The sequence below is a fragment of the Streptomyces sp. NPDC059142 genome (assembly GCF_042755665.1).
GTDB lineage: Bacteria > Actinomycetota > Actinomycetes > Streptomycetales > Streptomycetaceae > Streptomyces.
Genome location: NZ_JBHZDA010000030.1, coordinates 15,291 through 37,360, shown reverse-complemented (window position 1 = coordinate 37,360; position 22,070 = coordinate 15,291). Strand labels below are relative to the sequence as shown.

The following is a 22,070-nucleotide window of genomic DNA, read 5'->3' as shown; positions in this document are numbered from 1 at the left end:
CCACCGGGCCGCCCGCACGGCGTGGCGCCGCCGCTCAGACCCCCACCGCGGCGACATGCCGGTGGAAGCCGCTCGTCGCCCAGGTGTCGCCGTACGGGGTGACGGCGAAGCCCTCGGTGCCCGGCAGGGATTCGAGCCACTTCCTCGCCCGGTCGCCCATCGCGTACGCGGCCGTCGCCCGGACGTCGGCCGCCGTGACACCCTCCTCGCAGACCACGGTGACCGACGCCAGACCGCCGACCGGGGCCTCGCCCGTGTGCGGGTCCAGGACATGGCAGCCGCGTTCCGCCGGGCCCGAGGTGGCCACGCCCAGACTCCGGTCGGCCTCGACCACCGTGGCCAGTTCGCCCGGGTGCAGCGGGTCCGCGATGCCCACCCGCCAGGGCCCGCCCACCAGTTGGATGTCGCCGCCGCCGCCCAGGCAGACCGACGCCGCCCCCGACGAGGCGATCATCCGGGCCGCACGCTCCACCGCCCAGCCCTTCACCAGCCCCGTCGGGTCGACCCCGCCCGCGTAGCCGGGGGTGAACCAGCCGTCGCTCTCGCGCTCCGCCTCGGCGCACAGGTCGAGCACCTCCACGACCTCCGTCAGACAGGCGGAGAGCGTCAGTTCACCCCGGTTCAGCCGCGAGATCTGGCTGTCGGGGCGGTACGTCGAGAAGATCTCGTCCGCGCGGTGCAGCGAGGCCACCGCCGCCTGGAGCCCCGCCCGTACCCTCGGCCGGTCCCGCACCCCACGGATGTCGAACGAGAAGACCGTGCCCATCGACTCCTCGACATGGCGCAGCCGCACCCCCTCGGACGCCATCAGAGGCCCGCCTGGTCGAGCGCGCTCTGGAGCGATTCCTGGTAGCCCTTGCTGGTGTAGCTCGCGCCGGACACGGCGTCGATCCGCGCGCTCTGCGCCGTGACCGCCGCCTGGTTCAGCTTCGGCACGGCGCCGGAGGTGATGGACTTGGAGCGGGCGTCCGCCGACGGGGCCTGGACCGCGTCGGACGCGGTGACCTTCCCGCCGGCGACGGTGATCCGCACCTGGACCGTGCCGTACTGGGTGTCGACGGGGCTGCCGAGCACGGTCCGCGGGGCGGCGGTGTCCGCGCCCGTACCCGCTCCGGTGTCGGCGCCGGTACCCGCTCCGGTGTCGGCGCCCGTACCCGCTCCGGCGCCGGTGTCCGCGCCGGTACCCGTACCCTCGCCCGCGCCGGTGTCCGTTCCCGTACCCGCGCCCGCGCCGGTGTCCGGTCCGCTCGCCTCGGCCGAGCCGCCGCCGGTGCTCCCGGCCGTGGCGTCCGCGCCGGCCGTGGCGCCCGTCCCCGCCTTGTCCAGGGCGCTCTGGAGCGATTCCTGGTAGCCCTTGCTGGTGTAGCTCGCGCCCGTCACGGCGTCGATCCGCGCGCTCTGCGCCGTGACCGCCGCCTGGTTCAGCTTCGGCACGGCATCGGCCGTGATCGACCTGCTGCGCGCGTCGGCCCCCGGCGCCTGCACCGCCTCGGCCCGGGTGATCTTCCCTCCGGCCAGGGTGAGCCGCACCTGCACCGGGCCGTACTGGGTGTCCACGGCGTCCCCGAGCAGGGCCTGCCCGCCCGTGGCGCCCGCCGCCCCCGCCGACGCGCCGGCGGCCGTACCGGGCGGCGCCGTCGCCCCGACCACCGAGGAGCCACCGGGCTGCTTCAGCGCGAGCAGCAGCACGATGCCCGACGCGGTCGCGGCGACACCGATCATGATCCGCCGGAGCGGATGCTTCCTCTTCACCGGCTGCCTCACATTTCGAAGGACTCGTGATGGATGCGCCGGGCGGGCACGCCCGCCTCGCGCAGTGCTTCGTACGATTGACGGGCGAGCCCGGCGGGCCCGCACATGTACACGTCGTGGTCGTCGATGTCCGGCAGCAGCTCACGCAGCCGCTGCGGGGTGATCTCGGGCCGCACCCCGTCGGGGCCGTTGACCGCGTACAGCAGCCGGGCCCCCCGCGCCGAGGCGATCTGGCGCAGCTCGCTCCACAGCGCCAGGTCCTCGGTCTTGCTGGCCCGGTAGAGCAGCGTCAGATCGCCGGGCTCCCCGGGCAGCGTCTCGAACAGGGCCCGCATCGGGGTGATCCCGGCGCCGCCCGCGATCATCAGGACCTTCTCCTGGCTGCGCCTTCCTGCCGTCAGCGCGCCGTAGGGACCCTCCGCCCAGATCCGCGTGCCGGGCTCCAGCCGGGCCAGGGCCTCGCTGTGCTCGCCGTTGGCCTTCACGGTGATCCGCAGCAGGTCCGGCCGCGGCGGCGCCGACAGGGAGTACGGGTTGGAGCTCCAGCGCAGCCCGTCCGTGAGGAACCGCCAGCGGAAGAACTGGCCGGGCTGCGCGCCGATCCGGTGCAGCCGCCGCCCCGTGATCAGTACGGAGACCACACCCGGCGCCTCGTACACCGTCGAGTCGACCCGCATCCGGTGGCGCAGGTTGAGCCGGACCGGCGTCAGTACGCGGTACCAGAACAGCAGGGCCCCGGCGGCGGCGTACAGCACGTACCAGACGGTCCTGGCGGTCGGGTTGCCGACGAACTCGGCGCCCGTGGCGAGCTGATGCCAGAACGTCAGGTACACCGCGACATAGGTGAGGAGATGCAGGTAGTACCAGGTCTCGTAGCGCACCTTGCGGCGCACCGTCCCCGCCGAGACGAAGCCGACCAGGATCAGCAGCACCGTCCCGACGGTCGCCTCGATCATCCGCGGGAACTCGGTGATCACACTGATGGTCTGGGCCACGATCGGGCTGTTCGCCTGGACCGCGTACCCCCACACGGTGAGCACGACATGGGCGATCACCAGGCTCACCGCGTACCGGCCCGCCACCGCGTGCCAGCGCGCCACCCGGTCGGAGCCCACCCGCCGCTCCAGCGCCGGGACCCGTGCCATCAGCAGGACCACGATCGCGATCAGATAGCCGCTCAGCAGCCCGGTGAGCCGGCCGCCGCCGATCAGCCACTCGGCCATGGCCATGTGGACGACCGCGGTGTTCTGCCACCACAGCGCCATGACGGCGGCGGCGCCCGCCCAGCACATCACCAGCAGGGGCAGCGCGCCCGACCGCTGGGGGCTGATCGCGCGCATGGTCTGCCTTCTGGCGGCCCGACCGTTGTGCATCATCGCCACGGAACTGCACCTCAACTCTCCTCCGTGTCCGCCGATACGGATTTGAATGACGGCGGGTTCAAAGGAGAGGGGCCGCGGCGCGACGAGTTCAATCTTTGGTGGTTCCTCCGAACCGGGTGACGGCCGTCAGTGCGGTCGGACCGTCGGCCGTGCCGATCGCGATGTGCGGGGCGCGCCCCGGGTCGGCCCAGGCGAGCACCTTGCGCATCGCGTCGGCCGGTACGGAGACACAACCGGCCGTCGCGCCCGCGCCGTTGACATGGAGGAAGATCCCGGCGCCCCGGCCGCGCACCGGACGGTCGTAGTTGAAGCCGATGACCATGCCGTGGGCGTACTGCTCGGTGTAGTCCGCCATCCGCTCCGCCTCGGCGGCCCGGCAGTCCGCGGGCAGGCCCTCCACCCAGCGGTTGTAGTCACGCGACTTGTTGTCCTGGCACCACCAGGACGACCCGGTCACGGGCCGGTAGGAGTACGCGGTCCCGGCGGGCGCGGGGGCGATCCCGAACGCGTACGGCAGGTCGTACACCCCGATCGGGGTGGTGGAGGTGCCCTGTCTGCGCGTGGTGCCCTCGGTGAGCCCGCCCGCCCCGAAACGCGCCGGGGCGGAGCCGGCGGCCACCCACTGCCCGTCCCTCAGGTCCCACCAGGTGAGCCGGCCGCTGGTCGAGCCGGTGTCGGGCGCCTCGGCGGTGAGGAGCTGGCTGCCGCCGCCGGTGTCGGCCATCCGCTCGGGCAGGGGCGTGTCGATGGGGCGGGGCGTGTGGGCGGAGGCCGCGCCGGTCACGAGGGTGAGCAGCGTGGCGGCGGCCAGGACGACGACGGCGCGCGCGGTCCGGTGCCGGCGGGCCGTACGAGCGGTGTCCGAGGTACGAGCGGTGCGCATGGCCGGACCGTACGCGGCGTCCGCGCCCCTCGTCCCCCCGGAAGCCGCCGCGCTAGGCCGAACGCAGCCCGGATTCAGCCGGGCGGTCGGCGAGGTCCGTGCGCGGGGGCAGCGGCATGGGCAGCGCCGGGAGCCCGTCCAGGCTCACCGGGACGTGCTCCTTCTTCGCGCAGTACGCGGCGAACTCCTCGTCGGACTTCCGCCCGAAGTGCTCGGCGTGCTGGGTGCGCTCCTCGCGGTACTCCATGAAGGGGACGGCGAATCCGCACGCGTCGGAGATCCGCCGGGCGTGGACGACGACGATCGCGCGGGCGGCCGGTCCGTCGGCGTCCGCGAAGTACGGGATGTACGTGGCCCAGCGCGGGTCGTCACGGAAGACCGGCTCGCCCCGGCCGTGCACCCGCAGCACCTTGGGCGGCCCGGTGAAGGCGCACCACATCAGGGTGATGCGGCCGTTCTCCCTGAGGTGCGCGATGGTCTCGGCGCCGCTGCCGCCGAAGTCGAGATAGGCCAGGGTCAGCTCGTCGACCACGGCGAGGGTCCCGGCGCGTCCCTTGGGCGAGAGGTTGACGTGGCCGTCGTCCGCGAGCGGCGCGGTCGCGGTGAAGAAAACGGGCTGGTCCTCGATGAAGGCGCGGATTCTGCCGTCGATCCGTTCATAACGTTTCCCCATACGGGCGATTATCGCTCCGCGCTCCTGCCCTGGGGAGGATGCAGGGGACGCCGTACGAGAGGGACGCCGCCGCCGCTCGTCAGCGGTGACGGCGTCCCCGTCGTAAGGCGTCCCCCTCGTACGGCCGGCCTGCCGGGGGCCGTCGTCAGTTGAGCGTGCAGGGCGCGAGGGCGTCCAGTCCGACGGGCTTGTCGGCGGTGCGGCCGATGGCGGTGGCCATGCGGTTGATGGTGGCGACGCGCTTGTCCTCCAGCGGGCCGAGGATCGCGTTCTGCACGAAGTTGGGGCCGCCCTGGCCGACGGTGTCGGTGATCCGCTGGTTGGCCTCGGCGATCTGGGTGTTCAGCAGGGCGAGGTTACGGTCGATCTCGGCCTGGGCGGAGGCGGGGACCGCGGGCAGCGATCCGGCGACGTCCGGGCAGTTCACGGTGCCCGCGGCGCCCGCGCCACCGGCCCCGGCTCCCGCGTCGCCCGCCCCGGCGTCCCCGGCTCCCGCGTCACCCGCGCCCGCGTTCCCGGCGTCACCGGCCCCGGCGTCGCCCGCGCCCGCATCACCGGCCCCGGCGTCACCCGCACCGGCGTCCCCGGCCCCGGCGTCCCCGGCTCCCGCGTCCCCGGCTCCGCCGCCCGCCGCGTTCAGGGTGCAGGGCGCGAGGGCGTCCAGTCCGACGGGCTTCTCGGCGGTGCGGCCGATGGCGGTGGCCATGCGGTTGATGGTGGCGACGCGCTTGTCCTCCAGCGGGCCGAGGATCGCGTTCTGCACGAAGTTGGGGCCGCCCTGGCCCACCGTGTCGACCAGGCGCTTGTTCGCCTCGGCGATCTGGGTGTCGAGGAGGGCGAGGTTACGGTCGATCTCGGCCTGCGCCGAGGCCGGGATCGCGGGCAGCGAGCCGGCGACGGCCGGGCAGCTCACGGTGGAGGCCGAACCGGCCGCCTTGCTGCTGTCGCCCTCCCCGGCCAAGGCGTTACCGGCGATCACGGCACCGGACAGGACGACCGCGGCGGCGCCGCCGGCGATGAGGACACGGCGCTTGTTGTACTTCGGAAGAGCCCTGGACATGCGGAAACCTCACTCGGATAAGGGTGGGGTGGGAGCCGTCCGGTGGATGGCCGGACGGTTCGACCTCGGTGCTGACAACGCGGCGCCTGCGTTCGGTGAGGGGTACGAGGCGAGGGCGCCCGCCGTTCAAACGTCACGCCAATCTCATCGAGATTGACGAATCATACGGAGGGATGCATACTTATGCCCATCAGTGAATGCACCGTAAGGAGAAACCCGTGACCGAGCGCGTCGTACTCGCCTACTCGGGCGGCCTGGACACCTCCGTCGCCATCGGCTGGATCGCCGAGGAGACGGGCGCCGAGGTCATCGCCGTTGCCGTGGACGTCGGCCAGGGCGGCGAGGACCTGGACGTCATCCGCAAGCGCGCGCTCGCCTGCGGTGCGGTGGAAGCCGAGGTCGCGGACGCCAAGGACGAGTTCGCCGAGGAGTACTGCCTCCCGGCGATCAAGGCCAACGCCCTCTACATGGACCGCTACCCGCTGGTCTCCGCCCTCTCCCGGCCGACGATCGTCAAGCACCTCGTCGCCGCCGCCCAGAAGCACGGCGCGGGCATCGTCGCCCACGGCTGCACCGGCAAGGGCAACGACCAGGTGCGGTTCGAGGCCGGGATCACCGCCCTCGGCCCGGACCTGAAGTGCATCGCCCCGGTCCGTGACTACGCGATGACCCGGGACAAGGCGATCGCCTTCTGCGAGGAGAAGAACCTCCCGATCGCGACCACCAAGAAGTCCCCGTACTCCATCGACCAGAACGTCTTCGGGCGCGCCGTCGAGACGGGCTTCCTGGAGGACATCTGGAACGGCCCGATCGAGGACGTGTACGAGTACACCTCCAACCCGGCCACGCCGCGCGAGGCCGACGAGGTGATCATCTCCTTCAAGGAGGGCGTCCCCGTCGCGATCGACGGCAAGCCCGTCACCGTCCTCCAGGCGATCCAGCAGCTCAACGAGCGGGCCGGCGCCCAGGGCATCGGCCGGATCGACATGGTCGAGGACCGGCTCGTCGGCATCAAGTCGCGGGAGATCTACGAGGCGCCCGGCGCCATCGCGCTGATCACCGCGCACCAGGAGCTGGAGAACGTCACCGTCGAGCGCGAGCTGGCCCGCTACAAGCGGCAGGTCGAGCAGCGCTGGGGCGAGATCGTCTACGACGGCCTGTGGTTCTCCCCGCTCAAGCGCGCCCTGGACGGCTTCATCAACGAGGCCAACCAGCACGTCACGGGCGACATCCGGATGACGCTGCACGGCGGCCGCGCCGTCGTCACCGGCCGGAAGTCCGAGGAGTCGCTGTACGACTTCAACCTCGCCACCTACGACTCGGGCGACACGTTCGACCAGTCCAAGGCGCAGGGCTTCATCGAGATCTTCGGCCTCTCCTCCAAGATCGCCGCCCGCCGCGACCTGGCCTGATCCCCTCCGCCGCGTACGGCAGCCCGCCTCCCCGATCCTCCGCGGCGGGGAGGCGGTCGTACTTCCCGGCCCTCCCGGTCTCCTGGCCTTTCCGGTCTCCTGGCCTTTCCGGTCTCCTGGCCTTCCTGGCCTTCACGGTCTTTCCGGCCTTCCTTCCAGGCTTCCCCCACGCGTGACGAACCCTCCAAGGAGTTCAGCAGTGAGCAGCAACAACGGTGACGTCCGGCTCTGGGGCGGACGCTTCGCCGACGGTCCCTCGGAGGCGCTGGCGGCCCTGTCGGCCTCGGTCCACTTCGACTGGCGGCTCGCGCCCTACGACATCGCCGGGTCCCGCGCCCACGCCCGCGTGCTCCACAAGGCGGGACTGCTCACCGCCGACGAACTGACCCGCATGACCGACGGTCTCGACAAGCTGGAACAGGACGTCGCCGACGGCTCGTTCACCGGCACCGTCGCCGACGAGGACGTCCACACCGCGCTGGAGCGCGGGCTGCTGGAGCGCCTCGGCCCCGACCTCGGCGGCAAGCTGCGCGCCGGCCGCTCCCGTAACGACCAGGTCGCCACGCTCTTCCGGATGTACCTGCGCGACCACGCGCGGGTCGTCGGCGGGCTGATCGCGGACCTCCAGGACGCCCTGGTCGGTCTCGCCGAGGCCAACCCGGACGTGGCGATGCCCGGCCGTACGCACCTCCAGCACGCCCAGCCCGTCCTGTTCGCGCACCATGTGCTGGCGCATGTGCAGGCGCTGTCCCGGGACGCCGAGCGGCTGCGGCAGTGGGACAAGCGGACCGCGGTCTCCCCGTACGGCTCCGGCGCGCTGGCCGGTTCCTCGCTCGGGCTCGACCCGGAGGCGGTCGCCGCCGACCTGGGCTTCGAGCGCGGCTCGGTGGGCAACTCGATCGACGGCACCGCCTCGCGCGACTTCGTGGCCGAGTTCGCCTTCGTCACCGCGATGATCGGCGTCAACCTGTCGCGGATCGCGGAGGAGATCATCCTCTGGAACACGAAGGAGTTCTCCTTCGTCACCCTGCACGACGCCTTCTCCACCGGCTCGTCGATCATGCCGCAGAAGAAGAACCCGGACATCGCGGAGCTGGCGCGCGGCAAGTCGGGGCGGCTCATCGGCAACCTCACCGGTCTGCTCGCCACCCTGAAGGCGCTGCCGCTCGCGTACAACCGCGATCTCCAGGAGGACAAGGAGCCGGTCTTCGACTCCTGTGACCAGCTGGAGGTCCTGCTGCCCGCCTTCACCGGCATGATGGCCACGCTGACCGTCAACCGGACCCGGATGGAAGAGCTGGCCCCGGCCGGTTTCTCGCTCGCCACGGACATCGCGGAGTGGCTGGTCCGGCAGGGCGTGCCGTTCCGCGTGGCCCACGAGGTCGCGGGGGAGTGCGTCAAGGAGTGCGAGTCGCTCGGCATCGAGCTGGACGAGCTGACGGACGAGCAGTTCGCGAAGATCTCCGCCCACCTCACCCCGGACGTCCGTTCGGTGCTCAATGTGGCGGGCTCGCTGGCCTCCCGCAACGGCCGGGGCGGTACGGCGCCCTCCGCCGTCGCGGCCCAGCTCGCGGAGGTCAAGGCGGATCTGGTGATCCAGCACGCCTGGGCCGTCGCCAAGAAGCAGTAGCGGCCGGGGAAGGAAGCGAGAGGCTCTACAGCGCCGCCGCCCACCGCGCGAGCGCGTCGAAGTCCGGCCGGGTCAGCCCGATGCCGGGGTCGACGCGCAGCAGCAGGGCGGCGGCGAGGTGTTCCCGCTCCACCCACTCCCGGTCGTACGACGTGATCTCGTCGTCGACCCAGGCGAAGGGCCGCCCGGCCGCGTACTCCAGGACGTACCCCGTCTTCCAGAAGGTCCCGCGAGGGGTCCTCCCGTGCGTCTCGGGCCAGCCGATGTACGGCAGCTCCGGCAGCCCGAGGCGCGGCCCGATCCACTCGTTGGCGTCGCCCTCCCAGGTGGTGGCCCAGACCAGTTCGTAGCGGTCGGCCAGGGCCAGCAGCTCCGTGCCGTGGTCGGGGTTGAGCAGCACGGACAGCGGCTGCGGATACGGCCAGGCCGAGGGGCGCATCACATGCCGGGTGTAGCCGCGCGGGGGCCGCGCCCCCGCCAGGGCGTCGTACGGATTGAGCGGACCGTCCACATCGATCAGCAGCAGCGGTTTCATCCACCCCACCTCTCTGGTAGATCATCGTATTGAATGAGACGTCTATGTCTCATTCGGGTTATGGTTGCCTCATGACCATGGACCGTGACCAGGTGCTGCGTACCGCGGCCGCCCTCCTCACCCGCAAGGCGACCGCCACCATGGACGAGGTCGCCCGCGCCGCCGGGATCGGGCGCGCGACCCTCCACCGGCACTTCGCCGGACGGGACGCGCTGATCAAGGCGCTGGAGGCGCTGGGCCTCCAGGAGCTGGAGACCGCGCTGGACGGCGCCGCGATCGACGAGGGCCCCGCCGACGAGGCGCTGCGGCGGCTCGTCGCCCGGGTCGAGCCCTCCGCGGGGCTCCTCGCCTTCCTCGTCACCGAGAACCAGCTCTTCGAGGGCGAGGTCAACGAGGGCTGGGACCGGATCGACGCCCGCTTCTCCGCGCTCTTCCGGCGCGGACAGGAGCAGGGCCACTTCCGTATCGACCTCAGCCCCGCCTGGCTGACCGAGGCGCTGTACGGGCTCATCGGCGCCGGTGCCTGGGCGATCCAGGACGGCAGGGTCGCGGCCAAGGACTTCCAGTACATGATCGTCGAGTTGCTGCTCGGCGGAGCACGACGGAGCGTGGACTCATGACCAGCACCCACCCGGCGGCGGCGGAAGCCGAGTTCCGGCCGCGCCCCGGGCGCTGGATCGCGCTCGCCGTCCTGGTCCTCGCGGTGCTCCTGGTGGCCGTCGACGCGACCGTGCTCGGCCTCGCCACGCCCTTCCTCAGCGAGGACCTCAAGCCGTCCGGCACCCAGCTCCTGTGGATCGGCGACATCTACTCCTTCGTCATCGCGGGCCTGCTGGTCTCGATGGGCAGCCTCGGCGACCGCATCGGCCGCAAGAAGCTGCTGCTGACCGGCGCGGTCGCCTTCGGCGGTATCTCCGTGCTCAACGCCTACGCGTCCACCCCGGAGATGATGATCCTGGCGCGGGCGCTGCTCGGGGTCGCGGGCGCGACCCTGATGCCGGCCACGCTCGCCCTGATCCGGAATCTCTTCCACGATCCGAGGGAGCGCAGTCTCGCCATCGGTATCTGGGGCGCGATGGCCTCCGCGGGCGCCGCGGTCGGCCCGGTCGTCGGCGGCTTCCTGCTGGAGCACTTCTGGTGGGGCTCGGTCTTCCTGATCAACCTGCCGGTGATGGCGGTGCTCGTCCTCGTCGGCATCCGGACGCTCCCCGAGTCGAAGGACCCGGCGCCCGGCCCCTGGGACCTGCTCAGCGTGGCGCTCTCGCTGATCGGTGTCGTCGGCGTCGTGTACGCGATCAAGGAGGTCGCGGCGCACGGGGCGGGCTGGGACGTCGCGGTGATCGCGGTCGCGGGCGTGGGCGCGCTGTACTGGTTCGTACGGCGCCAGCTCACCCTGCCCGCCCCGCTGCTGGACGTGCGCCTCTTCCACCACCGGGGCTTCTCCGGCGCCGTACTGGCCGACCTGCTGACGATCCTCGGCCTGTCCGGGCTGGTCTTCTTCCTGTCGCAGTACCTGCAACTGGTCCAGGGGCGCAGCCCGCTGGAGGCGGGCCTCGCCGAACTGCCCGCCGCGGTCGGCGCGGTGACGACCGGGCTGCTCGCGGGCCGGGCCGCGCGGCGGTTCTCCGTACGGGCGGTGGTGGCCGGCGGTCTCGCGGCGATCGGTGTGCCCCTCGCGGTGATGACCGGGCTGAGCGAGACCACCGGCTACCCGCTGCTGGGCGCGGTGCTGCTGCTCGTCGGGGCCGGCGCGGGGTTCTCCTTCACCGTCACCGCGGACGTGATCCTCTCCAGCGTCCCCAAGGAGCAGGCGGGCTCGGCGTCCGCGGTCTCGGAGACGGCGTACGAGCTGGGCGCGGCGCTCGGTATCGCGCTGCTCGGCTCCGTCGTCACCGGCGTCTACCGGGACTTCCCCACACCGCTCGGTGTCCCCGCGGGCCCGTCGGCGGCGGCCCACCAGTCGCTGGGCGGCGCGGTGGAGGCGGCGGCCGGCCTGCCGGGCCGGGGCGGCGCGGATCTGCTCGCCGCGGCCCAGAGCGCGTTCGTCGACGGGCTGCGCCTGGCCTCGGGCCTCGGCGCGGCGGTGCTGCTGGCGACGGCGGTCGCCGCCTGGTTCCTGCTGAAGGGCCAGAGGCTGGAGGAGGGTTCGATCCCCCCGGCGTGACGGGCGTGACGGGCGTGACGGGTGTTACGCGGCCTTGGCCTTCGTGGCGTACATGTCCACGTACTCCTGGCCCGACAACTCCATCACCTCGGTCATCACCGAGTCCGTCACCGCGCGCAGCACATAGCGGTCCCGGTCCATGCCCTCGTACCGGGAGAACTCCATCGGCTCGCCGAACCGCACCGTCACCTTGCCGAAGCGCGGCATGCCCGAGCCGTTCGGCTGGAGCTTGTCCGTGCCGATCATCGCGAACGGGACCACCGGGGCGCCGGTCATCAGCGTGAGCCGCGCGATCCCCGTACGCCCCCGGTAGAGACGGCCGTCGGGGGAGCGGGTGCCCTCCGGGTAGATGCCGAAGAGCTGGCCCCGCTCCAGGACACGGCGCCCGGTCATCAGCGCGGCGACACCGCCCCGGCCACCGTCACGGTCGACCGGGATCATGCCGACTCCGGTGAAGAACCAGGCCATCAGCCGGCCCTTGAGGCCCTTGCCGGTGACGTACTCGTCCTTGCCGATGAAGAAGACCTGCCGGTCGCAGACCAGCGGCAGGACCATCGAGTCGATGAAGGTGAGGTGGTTCCCGGCGAGGATGACGGGGCCGCTCCGCGGGATGTTCTCGGCGCCCTCCACCCTCGTACGGAACATCAGGCGCATGACCGGTCCGAGCAGTGCCTTGATGAGGGCGAAGCGGGACAACGGGTCCTCCGGTGTCGTGGTGCGGTTGTTGGACGGCCGAGTAAATCGTGCAGGTGAGTACGGTACTCGCGGCTCAGGGGCGGCGCACATCGGGTTCACGGAGTGGATACGCACTGTTGATCTGTGTTTCCACCACGTTCGCACCACGGTCTCCCGTACGGAGGGGGTGTCCGCCTACGCTCACCTCGATTCGCGGCAGGCGCGGGACCTCATACCGAAGGAGCGTTCATGACACAGGGTGCGCGGAACACGCCCGGACGGCGGTCCGTACTGGGCGCGGCGGTGCTCGGCCCGGCGGCCGCGGCGCTGCCCACCGCGGCGGTCGCCGCCGAGCGGGGACGGGGCGGCCACGGGCCGTCGAAGCCGGCTCTGCCCGTGCCCACGATCGTCGGCCACCGCGGGGCCAGCGGCTACCGCCCCGAGCACACCCTCGGCTCGTACCAGCACGCCCTCGACCTCGGCGCGCATGTGATCGAGCAGGACCTGGTGCCCACCAAGGACGGACACCTGGTGTGCCGTCACGAGAACGACATCACGGCCACCACGGATGTCGCGGACCATCCGGAGTTCGCGGACCGCAAGGCCACCAAGTCCATCGACGGCGTCAGCCTCACCGGCTGGTTCACCGAGGACTTCACGCTCGCCGAGCTGAAGACGCTGCGTGCCGTGGAGCGCATCCCGGGCGTGCGTCAGCACAACACCCTCTACGCCGGCCGCTGGACGATCCCCACCTTCGAGGAGGTGCTGCGCTGGGCCGACGAGCAGGGCCGCCGCCTCGGCCGCACCGTCTGGCTCTACACCGAGACCAAGCACCCCACCTACTTCCGCGGTCTCGGCCTCGGCCTGGAGGAGCCGTTCGCGAAGCTGCTCCGCACGTACCGCCGCGACCGCGCCGACTCCGCGATCTTCCTCCAGTCCTTCGAGCCGAGCAGCATGCGCCGGATGGCGAAGCTCGTCGACTCGCCGCGCGTCGTCCTGCTCGACGCCGCGTCCACCCGGCCCTGGGACTTCAAGGTCGCGGGCGACCCGCGTACGGTCGCCGATCTGGTGAAGCCCGAGGGGCTGAAGTGGATCGCGTCCTTCGCGCAGGGCATCGGCCCCACCCTCGACCTGGTCATCCCGAAGGACGCCGCGGGCAGGCTCGGGACCCCCACCACCCTCGTCAGGGACGCCCACGCCCAGGGGCTGGTCCTCCACCCGTACACGCTCCGCAACGAGAACGCCTTCCTGCCCGCGGACTTCCGGCGCGGCACCGACCCGAACGCGTACGGCGACGCCTTCGGCGCCTTCAGGGCCTACTTCGAGCAGGGCATCGACGGGATCTTCACCGACAACCCGGACACCGGTCTGCTCGCCCGCCAGGACTTCGTCAGCCGCTGAGTCGGACATCCCCCGGTCGGGTGACTGCCCGGCCGGGGAGCAACCGTCCCCCACCCCCCGGACGTCCCGCCGGACATGACGCCAGTCCGTGCCATCCGGCCCCTCCGCGCACCCCGTCCGCCGCAGCCGGCGCAGCCCCCGCCGGATCTCGTCCGTACGCTGCTGCCCCTCGTCCGCGCCGAGGCCGCCGCCGAGGCGCCGGCCGCCGGGGTCGAGGCGGGCGATCTCGAACAGGGCGCCTGGGTACGGCTGCTGGAGCGGCCCGCGACCGCCGGGACGCCCGGCGACCCGGCGCGCTGGGTGCGCGACGTCGTACGGGCGGAGGCGCGGCGCGCCCGGCGCACCGCGGCCAGGGAGCGCGTCTACCGCCATGAACCCGCCGCCGACGCCGAGTCGGACCCCGAGCGGATCGCGCTGCGCACCGACTGGAGCAGGGCGGTGCACGCGGCCGTCGGCCGTACGCCGGGCCGCTGCCCGGGGGTGCTGACGGCGATGCTGTCGGCGAAGGACCTCACCTACCGCGAGATGGCCGGTGAGTTGGGTATGTCACAGGGCAGTTTGGGCCCCTTGCGATCGAGATGCCTGGGATGCCTGCGCAGAATGCTCGCGGCGGAGGTTGCGGCTCCTGAACGTGGGGGAAAGGAGCGGTAGACACCGGCGGACCAAGTGAGCGGGAGGCATGCACACATGGGCATGAGCGTGACCATCTCAGCGGCACGGGCGCAGGACGCGGAACAGATCCTGAAGCTCCAGTACCTGTGCTACCAGAACGAGGCCGAGCTGTACGGCGACTACACCATCGAGCCGCTGACCCAGACGCTCGACGATCTGAGGGCCGAACTCGACGGTGGGCACGGCCTGGTGGCGCGCCTCGGCGACGAGGTGGTGGCATCCGTACGGGGCAGTGTGGACGGGTCGGGCACCGCGCGGATCGCCAAACTCATCGTCCATCCCCGGCTGCGCAGGCACGGCCTCGGCGGACGGCTGCTCGACGCCATAGAGGTCCACTTCGCGGCGGAACCGGCCGCGCAGCGCTTCCAGCTCTCCACGGGCCACCGCAACGAGGGCAATCTGCGGCTCTACCGCAGCCGCGGGTACGCGCCGGTGGCGACGGAGCAGATCGGCCCGAAGCTGCGGCTCGTCAAGCTGGAGAAGGTCGCGGCCGACCGCGTGTACGTGGCCAGCGCCTGAGGCGAGGGCGGAATCCTCCCCGTCCCGTGCGGACCGGCCGGGGGATTCCGCTTCTCGGACGCCCGGGGTTGACCGGGCTCACGCCGCCGCGGACGCCGCCCGCCCGCGCAGCCAGGCGATGCCCGTGACCGGCAGCAGCACCGGGATGAAGAGATAGCCCATGCCGTAGTCCGACCAGACGGTGGTGTCCGGGAAGGCCGAGGGGTCGGCCAGCGTCCACGTGCCCACCGTCAGGACGCCGACGAGTTCGGCGGCGCAGCACACCAGCGCCGCCCTGCGCGCCGACTCGCCGCCGCGTACGAGCGTGTACGTGATGAACGCGTAGACGACCGCCGCCACGGCGGAGAGCGAGTAGGCCAGCGGCGCGTGCTCGAACTCGGTGGCGATCTGGTAGGCCGACCGCGAGACGGCGCCCACCGACATCACCCCGTACAGCCAGACCAGCAGCAGACCGGGGCCCGAGACCAGCCGGCCCCCGCGCCCCTCGGGCGTCCGTGTCACCTCGGTGGTCATCGGATCAGCCTCCCCAGATGTCGTGGAGCCGTACTTCCAGCACGGCCAGGACGACCGCTCCGGCGGCGACCGTCACCGAACCCCAGCGGGTCCGCTCACCCAACGACAGAAAGCCCGCCGCGGGCACTGCCAGCAGGGCGCCCAGCAGATACGAGACGAAGATGACCGCGCCCTCGTCGGCCTTGTCCCCGCCCGCGAGCCGTACGATCCCCACCACGAACTGGACCAGCGCCAGCAGGGACACCACGGCCATGCCGATGAAATGCCAGTCCTTGGTGGGCTGGTCGCGGTAGGCGGCGAAACCGCACCAGGCGGCGAGGACGAGCGCGGTCACGGAGACCGCGACCGTCAGGGCGACAAGCATGGGCCCGAGGGTATTACGGCGTAAAAGACCCGCTGCGGGCGCCCCCGGAGCCGGGACCGGCCACCCCTGCGCCTACCGTGGCCTTGACCACAGCGCGCCACGCCCGAACGGTGCGCCCGGATCCGCCCCCGCGCCCCCGTCCGGCGATGTCCGCGCAGGTCACAGCCGGGGGAGCGGGGAGTCACCGGGGTGGCCGAGATGGGCGCTCCACCTGTACGCGGACCACCGGACCGTCCGTATGGTGCGACGAATCGTTCCGCTATTCGGACACCCGCCCGACCGCCGTTCTGATGTCTGTTTTACTTGCCGCATGACCACGACGAGCTACCGCGACCCCGCGACCGAGGCGATCACGACGCCCGGTGCTCGTTGTCTGTGTCGAATGTGCTCCTTCTGAGGGCCCCCGCCTGAGCCTCGCGCCCCGAAGCGAGACCCGGCCTTCCGCGCGCCCGCGCCCGGCCGGGCCCGCCCCGCACGCGCCGCCATCCGGTCCACCCGCCGCGCCGGCGTGCGCGCGGCCCCCACGAATGCCCCGTGCCCGGCCTACCCCGCCGCGCACTCGACAGTGACGGAAACCCTCTGTGATCACTACTACGGGCCTGACCAAGGTCTACCGGTCCGCGCAGTCGCGCGGCCGTGAGGTCACCGCGCTCGACGGCGTCGACCTGCACGTCCGCGAGGGCGAGGTCTTCGGTGTCGTGGGCCGCAGCGGCGCCGGCAAATCCTCGCTGATCCGCTGTGTCAACCTCCTCGAACGCCCCACCTCCGGCACGGTCACCGTCGACGGCCAGGACCTCACCGCACTGGCCGGCCGGGGCCGCAGGGCCGGCAAGGAGCTGCGCCGCGCGCGCAGCTCGATCGGCATGGTCTTCCAGCACTTCAACCTGCTGTCCTCCCGCACCGTCAAGGACAACATCGAACTCCCGCTGGAGATCCTCGGCGTCAGCGGCCAGGAGCGCGGCCGGCGCGCCCTGGAACTCCTCGACCTCGTCGGACTCGCCGACAAGGCCAAGGCGTACCCCGCCCAGCTCTCCGGCGGCCAGAAGCAGCGCGTCGGCATCGCCCGCGCGCTGGCGGGCAGCCCGAAGGTGCTCCTCTCCGACGAGGCGACCAGCGCCCTCGACCCGGAGACCACCCGCTCCATCCTCCAGCTCCTGCGCGACCTCAACCGGCAGCTCGGCCTGACCGTCCTGCTCATCACCCACGAGATGGAGGTCGTGAAGACGATCTGCGACTCCGCGGCGCTGATGAGCCGGGGCCGGATCGTCGAGTCCGGCACGGTCGGCGAACTCCTCGCCACCCCCGGCTCCCGGCTCGCCCAGGAACTCTTCCCGGTGGGCGGCGCGCCCGCGGGCCCCGGCCGTACGGTCATCGACGTCACCTTCCAGGGCGAGGCGGCCTCCCAGCCGGTGATCTCCCAGCTCTCCCGCACGTACAACATCGACATATCGATCCTGGGCGCCGCGATGGACACCGTCGGCGGACGCCAGATCGGCCGGATGCGGATCGAACTGCCCGGCACGTACGAGGAGAACGTCGTCCCCGTCGGCTTCCTGCGCGAGCAGGGCCTCCACGCGGAGCTCGTCGACCCCGACGCCCCCGCCGCCCAGGAACAGACCCCCGCACCGGTGAAGGAAGATGCCAAGTGACCTGGTCGGAAATGCAGCCACTGCTCTCCCAGGGGACCGTCGACACCCTCTACATGGTGCTGTGGTCCGCGCTCGTCACCATCGCGGGTGGACTGCCCCTGGGCATCCTGCTGGTCCTCACCGACCGGGGCGGACTGCTCCAGAACACCGTGGTCAACAAGGTCGTCGGCGTGATCGTGAACATCGGCCGCTCGCTGCCGTTCATGATCCTGCTGATCGCGCTGATCCCCTTCACCACCCTGGTCGTGGGCACCTTCATCGGCCCCACCGCGATGATCGTGCCCCTGGCGATCGGCGCCATCCCCTTCTTCGCGCGCCTCGTCGAGACGGCGATCCGCGAGGTCGACCACGGACTGGTCGAGGCCGTCCAGGCGATGGGCGGCTCGATCCCCACGATCATCCGCAAGGTCCTGCTCCCGCAGGCACTGCCCTCGCTCGTCTCCGCCGTCACCACCACCCTCATCGTCCTCATCGGCTACTCGGCGATGGCGGGCGCGGTGGGCGGTGAAGGACTCGGCTCCAAGGCCGTCACCTACGGCTTCCAGCGGTTCGAGAACGGCTTCATGATCGCCACCGTCGTGGTGCTGATCGCGATCGTCACCGTGATCCAGCTCCTGGGCGACGGCGCCGTGCGCCTGCTGGCCCGCCGCGGCCGTACCGCCTCCTGAGACCCCCCTGACGGCCCGCACTCCTTGTCCGGGCCAGGCCACCCGCATCACCGGAAAGAGGCACTCTTCGTGCGTACCACTCTCAAGATCACCGCGACCGCCGCCGTCACCACGGCCCTCGCCCTGGGCCTCAGCGCCTGCGGCACCTCCTCGGACCCCGGCGGCGGCGCCTCCGCCGCCGGAGCCTCCGCCGACCCCGCGAAGCCGCTGGTCGTCGCCGCGTCCCCGACGCCGCACGCCGACATCCTGAACTTCGTCAAGAAGAACCTGGCGGAGAAGGCGGGCCTCAAGCTGGAGGTCAAGGAGTTCACGGACTACGTCCTGCCGAACACCGCCACCCAGAGCGGCGAGGTCGACGCCAACTTCTTCCAGCACAAGCCCTACCTCGACGACTTCAACAAGAAGAAGGGCACCGACATCGTGCCCGTCGTCAACGTCGAGCTGGAACCCCTCGGCCTCTACTCCCACAAGGTCAAGGACCTCAAGAGCCTCAAGGCCGGCCAGACCGTCGCCGTCCCCAACGACACCACCAACGAGGGCCGCGCGCTCAAGCTGCTCGCCGACAACGGTGTGATCACCCTGAAGGACGGCGTCGGCACCGACGCCAACCTCTCCTCCGTCAAGGACGCGAAGGGCCTCAAGTTCAAGGAGCTGGAGGCCGCCACACTGCCCCGCGCCCTGAACGACGTGGACGCCGCCGTCATCAACGGCAACTACGCCATCGAGGCCAAGCTCAAGCCCGCCGAGGACTCCCTCGCCCTGGAGAAGGCCGACGGCAACCCGTACGCCAACTTCCTCGCCGTCAAGCGCGGCAACGAGAAGGACCCGCGCGTCGAGAAGCTCGCGAAGCTCCTCAACTCGGACGAGGTCAAGAAGTACATCGACGACACCTACGACGGCTCCGTCATCGCCTCCTTCGGCCCGGCCAAGTAGCCACAGCGGTAACGTCCTTGTCCGCGCGTGCCCCGCACACACTCAGCGTGTGCGGGGCACACGCATCCGTACCGACCCGGCCATGCGCATCCCCTCCGGATGCTGCATGCTGTGCATTTACGACGGACTGAGGCATGGAGCTCGCATGACTACCACCTTTCCGGACGTCTCCATCAGCACGGAGCGGTTGGTGCTGCGCCCCTATGAACTCACGGACATCCCGGCGCACATCGAGATGATGAACGACGAGATGGTCACGGCCTGGACCTCCGTGCCCCATCCGTACACCCAGAAGGACGCCGAGGTGTGGGTGCGCAGGGTCGCCCCCAACGAACGCCGCACCGGACGCGGGATCGCCTTCGCCGTCCACGAGTTTCTCACCCAGCGGCTCGTCGGCGTCGTCCGGCTGCGCCGCACCAACTGGCGCGCGCTGGCCACCGAGGCCGCCTATGTCACCGCTCCCTGGGCGCGCGGCGAGGGATATGCCACCGAAGCCATGCTCGCGGTCGCCCAGTGGCTCTTCGGCGACCTGCGGTTCGAACGCATCGAGGTGCGCACCCCCGCCGACAACACCGCCTCCCAGCAGGTCGCGCAGAAGATCGGCTGCATCAGCGAGGGCGTCCTGCGCAACGCCTGGATAGCGCGCTCGCAGACCGAGGACGGCGGCTGGACCGACATCCGCACCGACCTCATCGTCTGGAGCCTGCTCCCCGAGGATCTCGAAGGCATGGGCGAGCAGATGGCCGACGCGGGCGGCTACGCCTCCTACCCCGACTGGCGCTGACCGCCAGAACTTCACACCTCCGCCCGGTCGTCGTTCCCCCACGCCAGGTACTCTCACCGTGCCTCGTCGTGCCCCCGGGCGTACGAAGCGGCACCCCCGCCCGCGACAACCTTCGGGAGACTGACGACGATGGCCGACCGCGTCACGGTGATCGGCTGGGACGGCTCGCCCCTCACCGCAGCCGCCAGGTCCGCGCTCTCGGCCGCCACGCTGGTGGCCGGAGCCGCCCACCATCTCGCCCTCCCCGAGGTACCCGAAGGCGCCGAGCGCATCAGACTCGGCTCCATCGACCTGGCCGCCCGCAGGATCGCCGGACACCGCGGCACCGCCGTCGTCCTCGCCGACGGCGACCCCGGCTTCTTCGGCGTCGTACGCGCCCTGCGCGCCCCCGAACACGGCCTGGAGGTCGAAGTCGTCCCCGCGGTCTCCGCCGTGGCCGCCGCCTTCTCCCGGGCCGGCATGGCCTGGGACGACGCCCAGATCGTCGTCGCCCACCGCCGTACGCTCCGTCGCGCCGTCAATGTCGTCCGCGCCCACACCAAGGTCGCCGTCCTCACCTCCCCGGGCGCCGGCCCCGCCGAACTCGCCCTGCTCCTCGAAGGGGTCCACCGCACCTTCGTCATCTGCGAGGAGCTGGGCACCGACCGCGAACAGGTCACCGTCCTCACCTCCGACAAGGCCGCCGACCACGTCTGGCGCGACCCCAACGTCGTCATCGCCATCGGCGGCGTCGGCACCGCGCTCGCCCCGTCCGGCGGCTGGATCGCCGGCCGCGACCCCGGCTACCCGCCGGAGCACCGCGGCTGGGCGCTGCCCGGCGAGGAGTACGGCATCAACCTCGACGAGGGCGAGTCCACCTGGCTGCGCGCCGCCCAACTCGCCCGGATCGGGGCCCGTACCGGCGACCTGATCTGGGACATCGGCTCCGGCAGCGGCGCGGTCGCCGCCGAGGCCGCGCGCTTCGGCGCCGCCGTGATCGCCGTCGACGACGAACCCGGGGCCTGCGCCAGCACGGCCGCCGCCGCCCGCCGCGCGGGCGTCCAGCTCCAGGTCGTCCAGGGCCGGGCACCCCATGTGCTGGAACGGCTCCCCGAACCCGACGTCGTACGGATCGGGGGCGGCGGCGTCGATGTCGTCATCGCCTGCGCCGACCGCAGGCCCGAGCGCATCGTCACCCACGCCGCCACCCGGGACGAGGCCGAGGCGGTCGGAACGGCCCTGGCCGGAGGGGGATATGCGGTGGAGTGCGCCCTTCTCCAGTCCGTCGCGCTCGACACCGGGAGCTGGTCCGAGCGCGACCGCTCCGTCGTCTTCCTGGTCTCCGGACGGCGTCAGGACCTCGCCCCATGACCCTGCCGCGACCCGACGCGAGGTAGGCTGGCCGATCGTTGTACCGCTGCCGGTCGTTCGTCGCTTCGTTCGTCAATGTCCGGAAAAGGGGCCCGTTTTAAGCCCTGATGTGGTACAGCGGAGACCGGGGGGACGCGCGACGTGGCGCAGTCCACAGCGGGCCGTGGCGGTTCCCCGCCAGGGCTGCGCGGGCCCGCGGGAAGCCGTGACACCACGGGGGCCGCGGGTCGATTCGTGCCGCGCGGCGCCCACGCTCGTTGTTCCTGACGGGCGCCCCGGTGGAAGGGCCGAAGGAGCGGAAACAATGGGCGAGGGGTACGCATGACTGACACCGGCCAGGTCCCGGGAGAGGGACTGCCGGAGAACGCAGGCATGGTGGAGCAGCCGGGCGTCCCCGCTCCCGGCACGTACACCTACCTGACCCCCTCCGGGCCCGCCACCGAGGACGAGGACCTGCTGCTGATGCCGAGTGCGCAGGGCGGCTGGGGCGACCCCCAGGTCGTCCCGGCGGAACCGCACGCCGCCTACGCGACGCCGGAGGGGTACGCCCCCGACACCTACGCCACGGCGCCCCCGCAGGCGTACGGGGTACCCGAGGGCTACGCGCCCCAGGAGACCTACGCCGCGCCGCCCGAGACCTACGCGCCCGCCGCTCCGTACGCCACTCCGGAGGAGTACGCCGCCGCACAGGTGCCCGCGCAGCAAGTGCCCCCCATAGAACAGCCGGCGCCGGTGACGGAGCCGGTGCCACAGGTGGAGGTCCAGGCCCCGCAGGGGACCCCCGAGACATACGGGGCCCCCGCGGAACAGGCCGTTCCGGAGGAGCCCGGGGCCGCCGCGCCCGAGGCGGAGGAGCCCGCGGCCGTCCCGCACCAGCCGGGCGCGCACGAGGCGGGCGGCCGGGACACCGGCTCGGTCGACCTGAACGGCGGACGCGTCCCCCCGCCCGCCCCGGCCCCCGCCGCGGCCCCGGCGCCCCCCCGCCCCCCCGCGGGCCCGCCCGGGACGCGAAGGCGCCGTTGAGGCGGGTGAGGAGCGTGGTGAAGGAGTC

The 22,070-nt window shown here is 72.0% G+C and carries 23 protein-coding genes; 13 read left to right on the top strand and 10 right to left on the bottom strand.

Annotation, left to right across the window (positions count from 1 at the left end; genetic code table 11):
- Positions 1-34: 34 nt before the first annotated feature.
- The 6 genes from ACFXPK_RS14140 to ACFXPK_RS14115 form a co-directional block, all read right to left on the bottom strand.
- Positions 35-808 carry an FAD:protein FMN transferase gene (locus tag ACFXPK_RS14140; RefSeq protein WP_385075065.1) on the bottom strand — a complete coding sequence of 258 codons (774 nt, stop codon included), beginning with the start codon at positions 806-808 and terminating at the stop codon, positions 35-37.
- Positions 808-1,752, bottom strand: coding sequence for an FMN-binding protein (locus ACFXPK_RS14135; RefSeq protein ID WP_385075062.1), 945 nt, complete (start codon positions 1,750-1,752; stop codon positions 808-810). Before ACFXPK_RS14135 ends, ACFXPK_RS14140 begins: the two co-directional genes overlap by 1 nt.
- 8 nt (positions 1,753-1,760) lie before the next feature.
- Entirely contained in the window at positions 1,761-3,092 is a 1,332-nt protein-coding gene (locus ACFXPK_RS14130; RefSeq protein WP_384990840.1) for a ferric reductase-like transmembrane domain-containing protein, read from the bottom strand.
- Positions 3,093-3,222: 130 nt separating this feature from the next.
- Complete coding sequence (locus tag ACFXPK_RS14125) at positions 3,223-4,017, bottom strand: L,D-transpeptidase (RefSeq protein ID WP_384990842.1); 795 nt, start codon at positions 4,015-4,017, stop codon at positions 3,223-3,225.
- Between the two features lie 52 nt (positions 4,018-4,069).
- On the bottom strand, positions 4,070-4,690 hold the full coding sequence (locus ACFXPK_RS14120) for a pyridoxamine 5'-phosphate oxidase family protein (protein ID WP_384990844.1): 621 nt from the start codon (positions 4,688-4,690) through the stop codon (positions 4,070-4,072).
- A gap of 145 nt (positions 4,691-4,835) precedes the next feature.
- Complete coding sequence (locus ACFXPK_RS14115) at positions 4,836-5,750, bottom strand: hypothetical protein (protein WP_385075057.1); 915 nt, start codon at positions 5,748-5,750, stop codon at positions 4,836-4,838.
- Positions 5,751-5,968: 218 nt separating this feature from the next.
- On the opposite strand from ACFXPK_RS14115, the gene ACFXPK_RS14110 reads away from it, so the two are divergent.
- Together ACFXPK_RS14110 and argH are read left to right on the top strand one after the other, a co-directional pair.
- Positions 5,969-7,162 (top strand): argininosuccinate synthase, encoded by a 1,194-nt coding sequence (locus tag ACFXPK_RS14110; protein ID WP_384990849.1) that lies wholly within the window; start codon positions 5,969-5,971, stop codon positions 7,160-7,162.
- Positions 7,163-7,361: 199 nt separating this feature from the next.
- Positions 7,362-8,792 carry an argininosuccinate lyase gene (gene argH / locus ACFXPK_RS14105; protein ID WP_385075054.1) on the top strand — a complete coding sequence of 477 codons (1,431 nt, stop codon included), beginning with the start codon at positions 7,362-7,364 and terminating at the stop codon, positions 8,790-8,792.
- A 25-nt stretch (positions 8,793-8,817) separates the two neighbouring features.
- Here the strand turns inward: argH and ACFXPK_RS14100 are convergent, their stop codons facing one another.
- A complete protein-coding gene (locus tag ACFXPK_RS14100) occupies positions 8,818-9,327 on the bottom strand; it encodes a hypothetical protein (protein WP_384990852.1) in 510 nt (169 codons plus the stop codon).
- Between the two features lie 71 nt (positions 9,328-9,398).
- On the opposite strand from ACFXPK_RS14100, the gene ACFXPK_RS14095 reads away from it, so the two are divergent.
- Both ACFXPK_RS14095 and ACFXPK_RS14090 read left to right on the top strand, forming a co-directional pair.
- A complete protein-coding gene (locus ACFXPK_RS14095; protein ID WP_385075051.1) occupies positions 9,399-9,947 on the top strand; it encodes a TetR/AcrR family transcriptional regulator in 549 nt (182 codons plus the stop codon).
- The gene (locus ACFXPK_RS14090; RefSeq protein ID WP_385075048.1) at positions 9,944-11,491 is read left to right on the top strand and encodes an MFS transporter; all 1,548 of its coding nucleotides are present in this window, start codon (positions 9,944-9,946) and stop codon (positions 11,489-11,491) included. Before ACFXPK_RS14095 ends, ACFXPK_RS14090 begins: the two co-directional genes overlap by 4 nt.
- A gap of 24 nt (positions 11,492-11,515) precedes the next feature.
- Here ACFXPK_RS14090 and ACFXPK_RS14085 read toward each other — a convergent pair whose 3' ends face one another.
- Positions 11,516-12,145 carry a lysophospholipid acyltransferase family protein gene (locus ACFXPK_RS14085; RefSeq protein WP_384990888.1) on the bottom strand — a complete coding sequence of 210 codons (630 nt, stop codon included), beginning with the start codon at positions 12,143-12,145 and terminating at the stop codon, positions 11,516-11,518.
- Positions 12,146-12,415: 270 nt separating this feature from the next.
- On the opposite strand from ACFXPK_RS14085, the gene ACFXPK_RS14080 reads away from it, so the two are divergent.
- From ACFXPK_RS14080 to ACFXPK_RS14070, 3 genes are all read left to right on the top strand, one after another.
- Positions 12,416-13,567 (top strand): glycerophosphodiester phosphodiesterase, encoded by a 1,152-nt coding sequence (locus ACFXPK_RS14080; protein ID WP_384990860.1) that lies wholly within the window; start codon positions 12,416-12,418, stop codon positions 13,565-13,567.
- A 75-nt stretch (positions 13,568-13,642) separates the two neighbouring features.
- A complete protein-coding gene (locus tag ACFXPK_RS14075; protein WP_384990862.1) occupies positions 13,643-14,218 on the top strand; it encodes a sigma-70 family RNA polymerase sigma factor in 576 nt (191 codons plus the stop codon).
- A 36-nt stretch (positions 14,219-14,254) separates the two neighbouring features.
- Positions 14,255-14,758, top strand: a complete 504-nt coding sequence (locus ACFXPK_RS14070; protein WP_384990865.1) for a GNAT family N-acetyltransferase — start codon at positions 14,255-14,257, stop codon at positions 14,756-14,758.
- A 78-nt stretch (positions 14,759-14,836) separates the two neighbouring features.
- Here the strand turns inward: ACFXPK_RS14070 and ACFXPK_RS14065 are convergent, their stop codons facing one another.
- Positions 14,837-15,271, bottom strand: coding sequence for a hypothetical protein (locus tag ACFXPK_RS14065; protein WP_385075045.1), 435 nt, complete (start codon positions 15,269-15,271; stop codon positions 14,837-14,839).
- 4 nt (positions 15,272-15,275) lie between these two features.
- On the bottom strand, positions 15,276-15,635 hold the full coding sequence (locus ACFXPK_RS14060; RefSeq protein WP_384990870.1) for a hypothetical protein: 360 nt from the start codon (positions 15,633-15,635) through the stop codon (positions 15,276-15,278).
- A gap of 581 nt (positions 15,636-16,216) precedes the next feature.
- Between ACFXPK_RS14060 and ACFXPK_RS14055 the strand changes: the two genes are divergently transcribed.
- From ACFXPK_RS14055 to ACFXPK_RS14030, 6 genes are all read left to right on the top strand, one after another.
- Positions 16,217-17,284 (top strand): methionine ABC transporter ATP-binding protein, encoded by a 1,068-nt coding sequence (locus ACFXPK_RS14055; protein ID WP_385075042.1) that lies wholly within the window; start codon positions 16,217-16,219, stop codon positions 17,282-17,284.
- On the top strand, positions 17,281-17,952 hold the full coding sequence (locus ACFXPK_RS14050; RefSeq protein ID WP_384990875.1) for a methionine ABC transporter permease: 672 nt from the start codon (positions 17,281-17,283) through the stop codon (positions 17,950-17,952). The genes ACFXPK_RS14055 and ACFXPK_RS14050 overlap by 4 nt, the downstream gene beginning before the upstream one ends.
- Positions 17,953-18,021: 69 nt before the next feature.
- Positions 18,022-18,885, top strand: a complete 864-nt coding sequence (locus ACFXPK_RS14045; protein ID WP_384990878.1) for a MetQ/NlpA family ABC transporter substrate-binding protein — start codon at positions 18,022-18,024, stop codon at positions 18,883-18,885.
- Between the two features lie 106 nt (positions 18,886-18,991).
- Entirely contained in the window at positions 18,992-19,669 is a 678-nt protein-coding gene (locus ACFXPK_RS14040; protein ID WP_384990891.1) for a GNAT family N-acetyltransferase, read from the top strand.
- A gap of 129 nt (positions 19,670-19,798) precedes the next feature.
- Positions 19,799-21,019 (top strand): precorrin-6y C5,15-methyltransferase (decarboxylating) subunit CbiE, encoded by a 1,221-nt coding sequence (gene cbiE / locus ACFXPK_RS14035; protein ID WP_384990880.1) that lies wholly within the window; start codon positions 19,799-19,801, stop codon positions 21,017-21,019.
- 321 nt (positions 21,020-21,340) lie between these two features.
- Positions 21,341-22,042 (top strand): hypothetical protein, encoded by a 702-nt coding sequence (locus ACFXPK_RS14030; protein ID WP_385075038.1) that lies wholly within the window; start codon positions 21,341-21,343, stop codon positions 22,040-22,042.
- The last annotated feature ends 28 nt before the right edge of the window (positions 22,043-22,070 follow it).

Excerpts from the sequence above, each read along its gene's own strand:
- cbiE (WP_384990880.1), top strand. The coding sequence starts at position 19,799 with ATGGCCGACCGCGTCACGGTGATCGGCTGGGACGGCTCGCCCCTCACC.
- ACFXPK_RS14130 (WP_384990840.1), bottom strand. The coding sequence starts at position 3,092 with ATGCGCGCGATCAGCCCCCAGCGGTCGGGCGCGCTGCCCCTGCTGGTG.
- ACFXPK_RS14060 (WP_384990870.1), bottom strand. The coding sequence starts at position 15,635 with ATGCTTGTCGCCCTGACGGTCGCGGTCTCCGTGACCGCGCTCGTCCTC.
- ACFXPK_RS14070 (WP_384990865.1), top strand. The coding sequence starts at position 14,255 with ATGGGCATGAGCGTGACCATCTCAGCGGCACGGGCGCAGGACGCGGAA.
- ACFXPK_RS14075 (WP_384990862.1), top strand. The coding sequence starts at position 13,643 with ATGACGCCAGTCCGTGCCATCCGGCCCCTCCGCGCACCCCGTCCGCCG.
- ACFXPK_RS14030 (WP_385075038.1), top strand. The coding sequence starts at position 21,341 with ATGACTGACACCGGCCAGGTCCCGGGAGAGGGACTGCCGGAGAACGCA.
- ACFXPK_RS14065 (WP_385075045.1), bottom strand. The coding sequence starts at position 15,271 with ATGACCACCGAGGTGACACGGACGCCCGAGGGGCGCGGGGGCCGGCTG.
- ACFXPK_RS14115 (WP_385075057.1), bottom strand. The coding sequence starts at position 5,750 with ATGTCCAGGGCTCTTCCGAAGTACAACAAGCGCCGTGTCCTCATCGCC.
- ACFXPK_RS14085 (WP_384990888.1), bottom strand. The coding sequence starts at position 12,145 with ATGCGCCTGATGTTCCGTACGAGGGTGGAGGGCGCCGAGAACATCCCG.
- ACFXPK_RS14040 (WP_384990891.1), top strand. The coding sequence starts at position 18,992 with ATGCTGTGCATTTACGACGGACTGAGGCATGGAGCTCGCATGACTACC.
- ACFXPK_RS14120 (WP_384990844.1), bottom strand. The coding sequence starts at position 4,690 with ATGGGGAAACGTTATGAACGGATCGACGGCAGAATCCGCGCCTTCATC.
- ACFXPK_RS14140 (WP_385075065.1), bottom strand. The coding sequence starts at position 808 with ATGGCGTCCGAGGGGGTGCGGCTGCGCCATGTCGAGGAGTCGATGGGC.
- ACFXPK_RS14125 (WP_384990842.1), bottom strand. The coding sequence starts at position 4,017 with ATGCGCACCGCTCGTACCTCGGACACCGCTCGTACGGCCCGCCGGCAC.
- ACFXPK_RS14090 (WP_385075048.1), top strand. The coding sequence starts at position 9,944 with ATGACCAGCACCCACCCGGCGGCGGCGGAAGCCGAGTTCCGGCCGCGC.
- ACFXPK_RS14080 (WP_384990860.1), top strand. The coding sequence starts at position 12,416 with ATGACACAGGGTGCGCGGAACACGCCCGGACGGCGGTCCGTACTGGGC.
- ACFXPK_RS14095 (WP_385075051.1), top strand. The coding sequence starts at position 9,399 with ATGACCATGGACCGTGACCAGGTGCTGCGTACCGCGGCCGCCCTCCTC.
- ACFXPK_RS14100 (WP_384990852.1), bottom strand. The coding sequence starts at position 9,327 with ATGAAACCGCTGCTGCTGATCGATGTGGACGGTCCGCTCAATCCGTAC.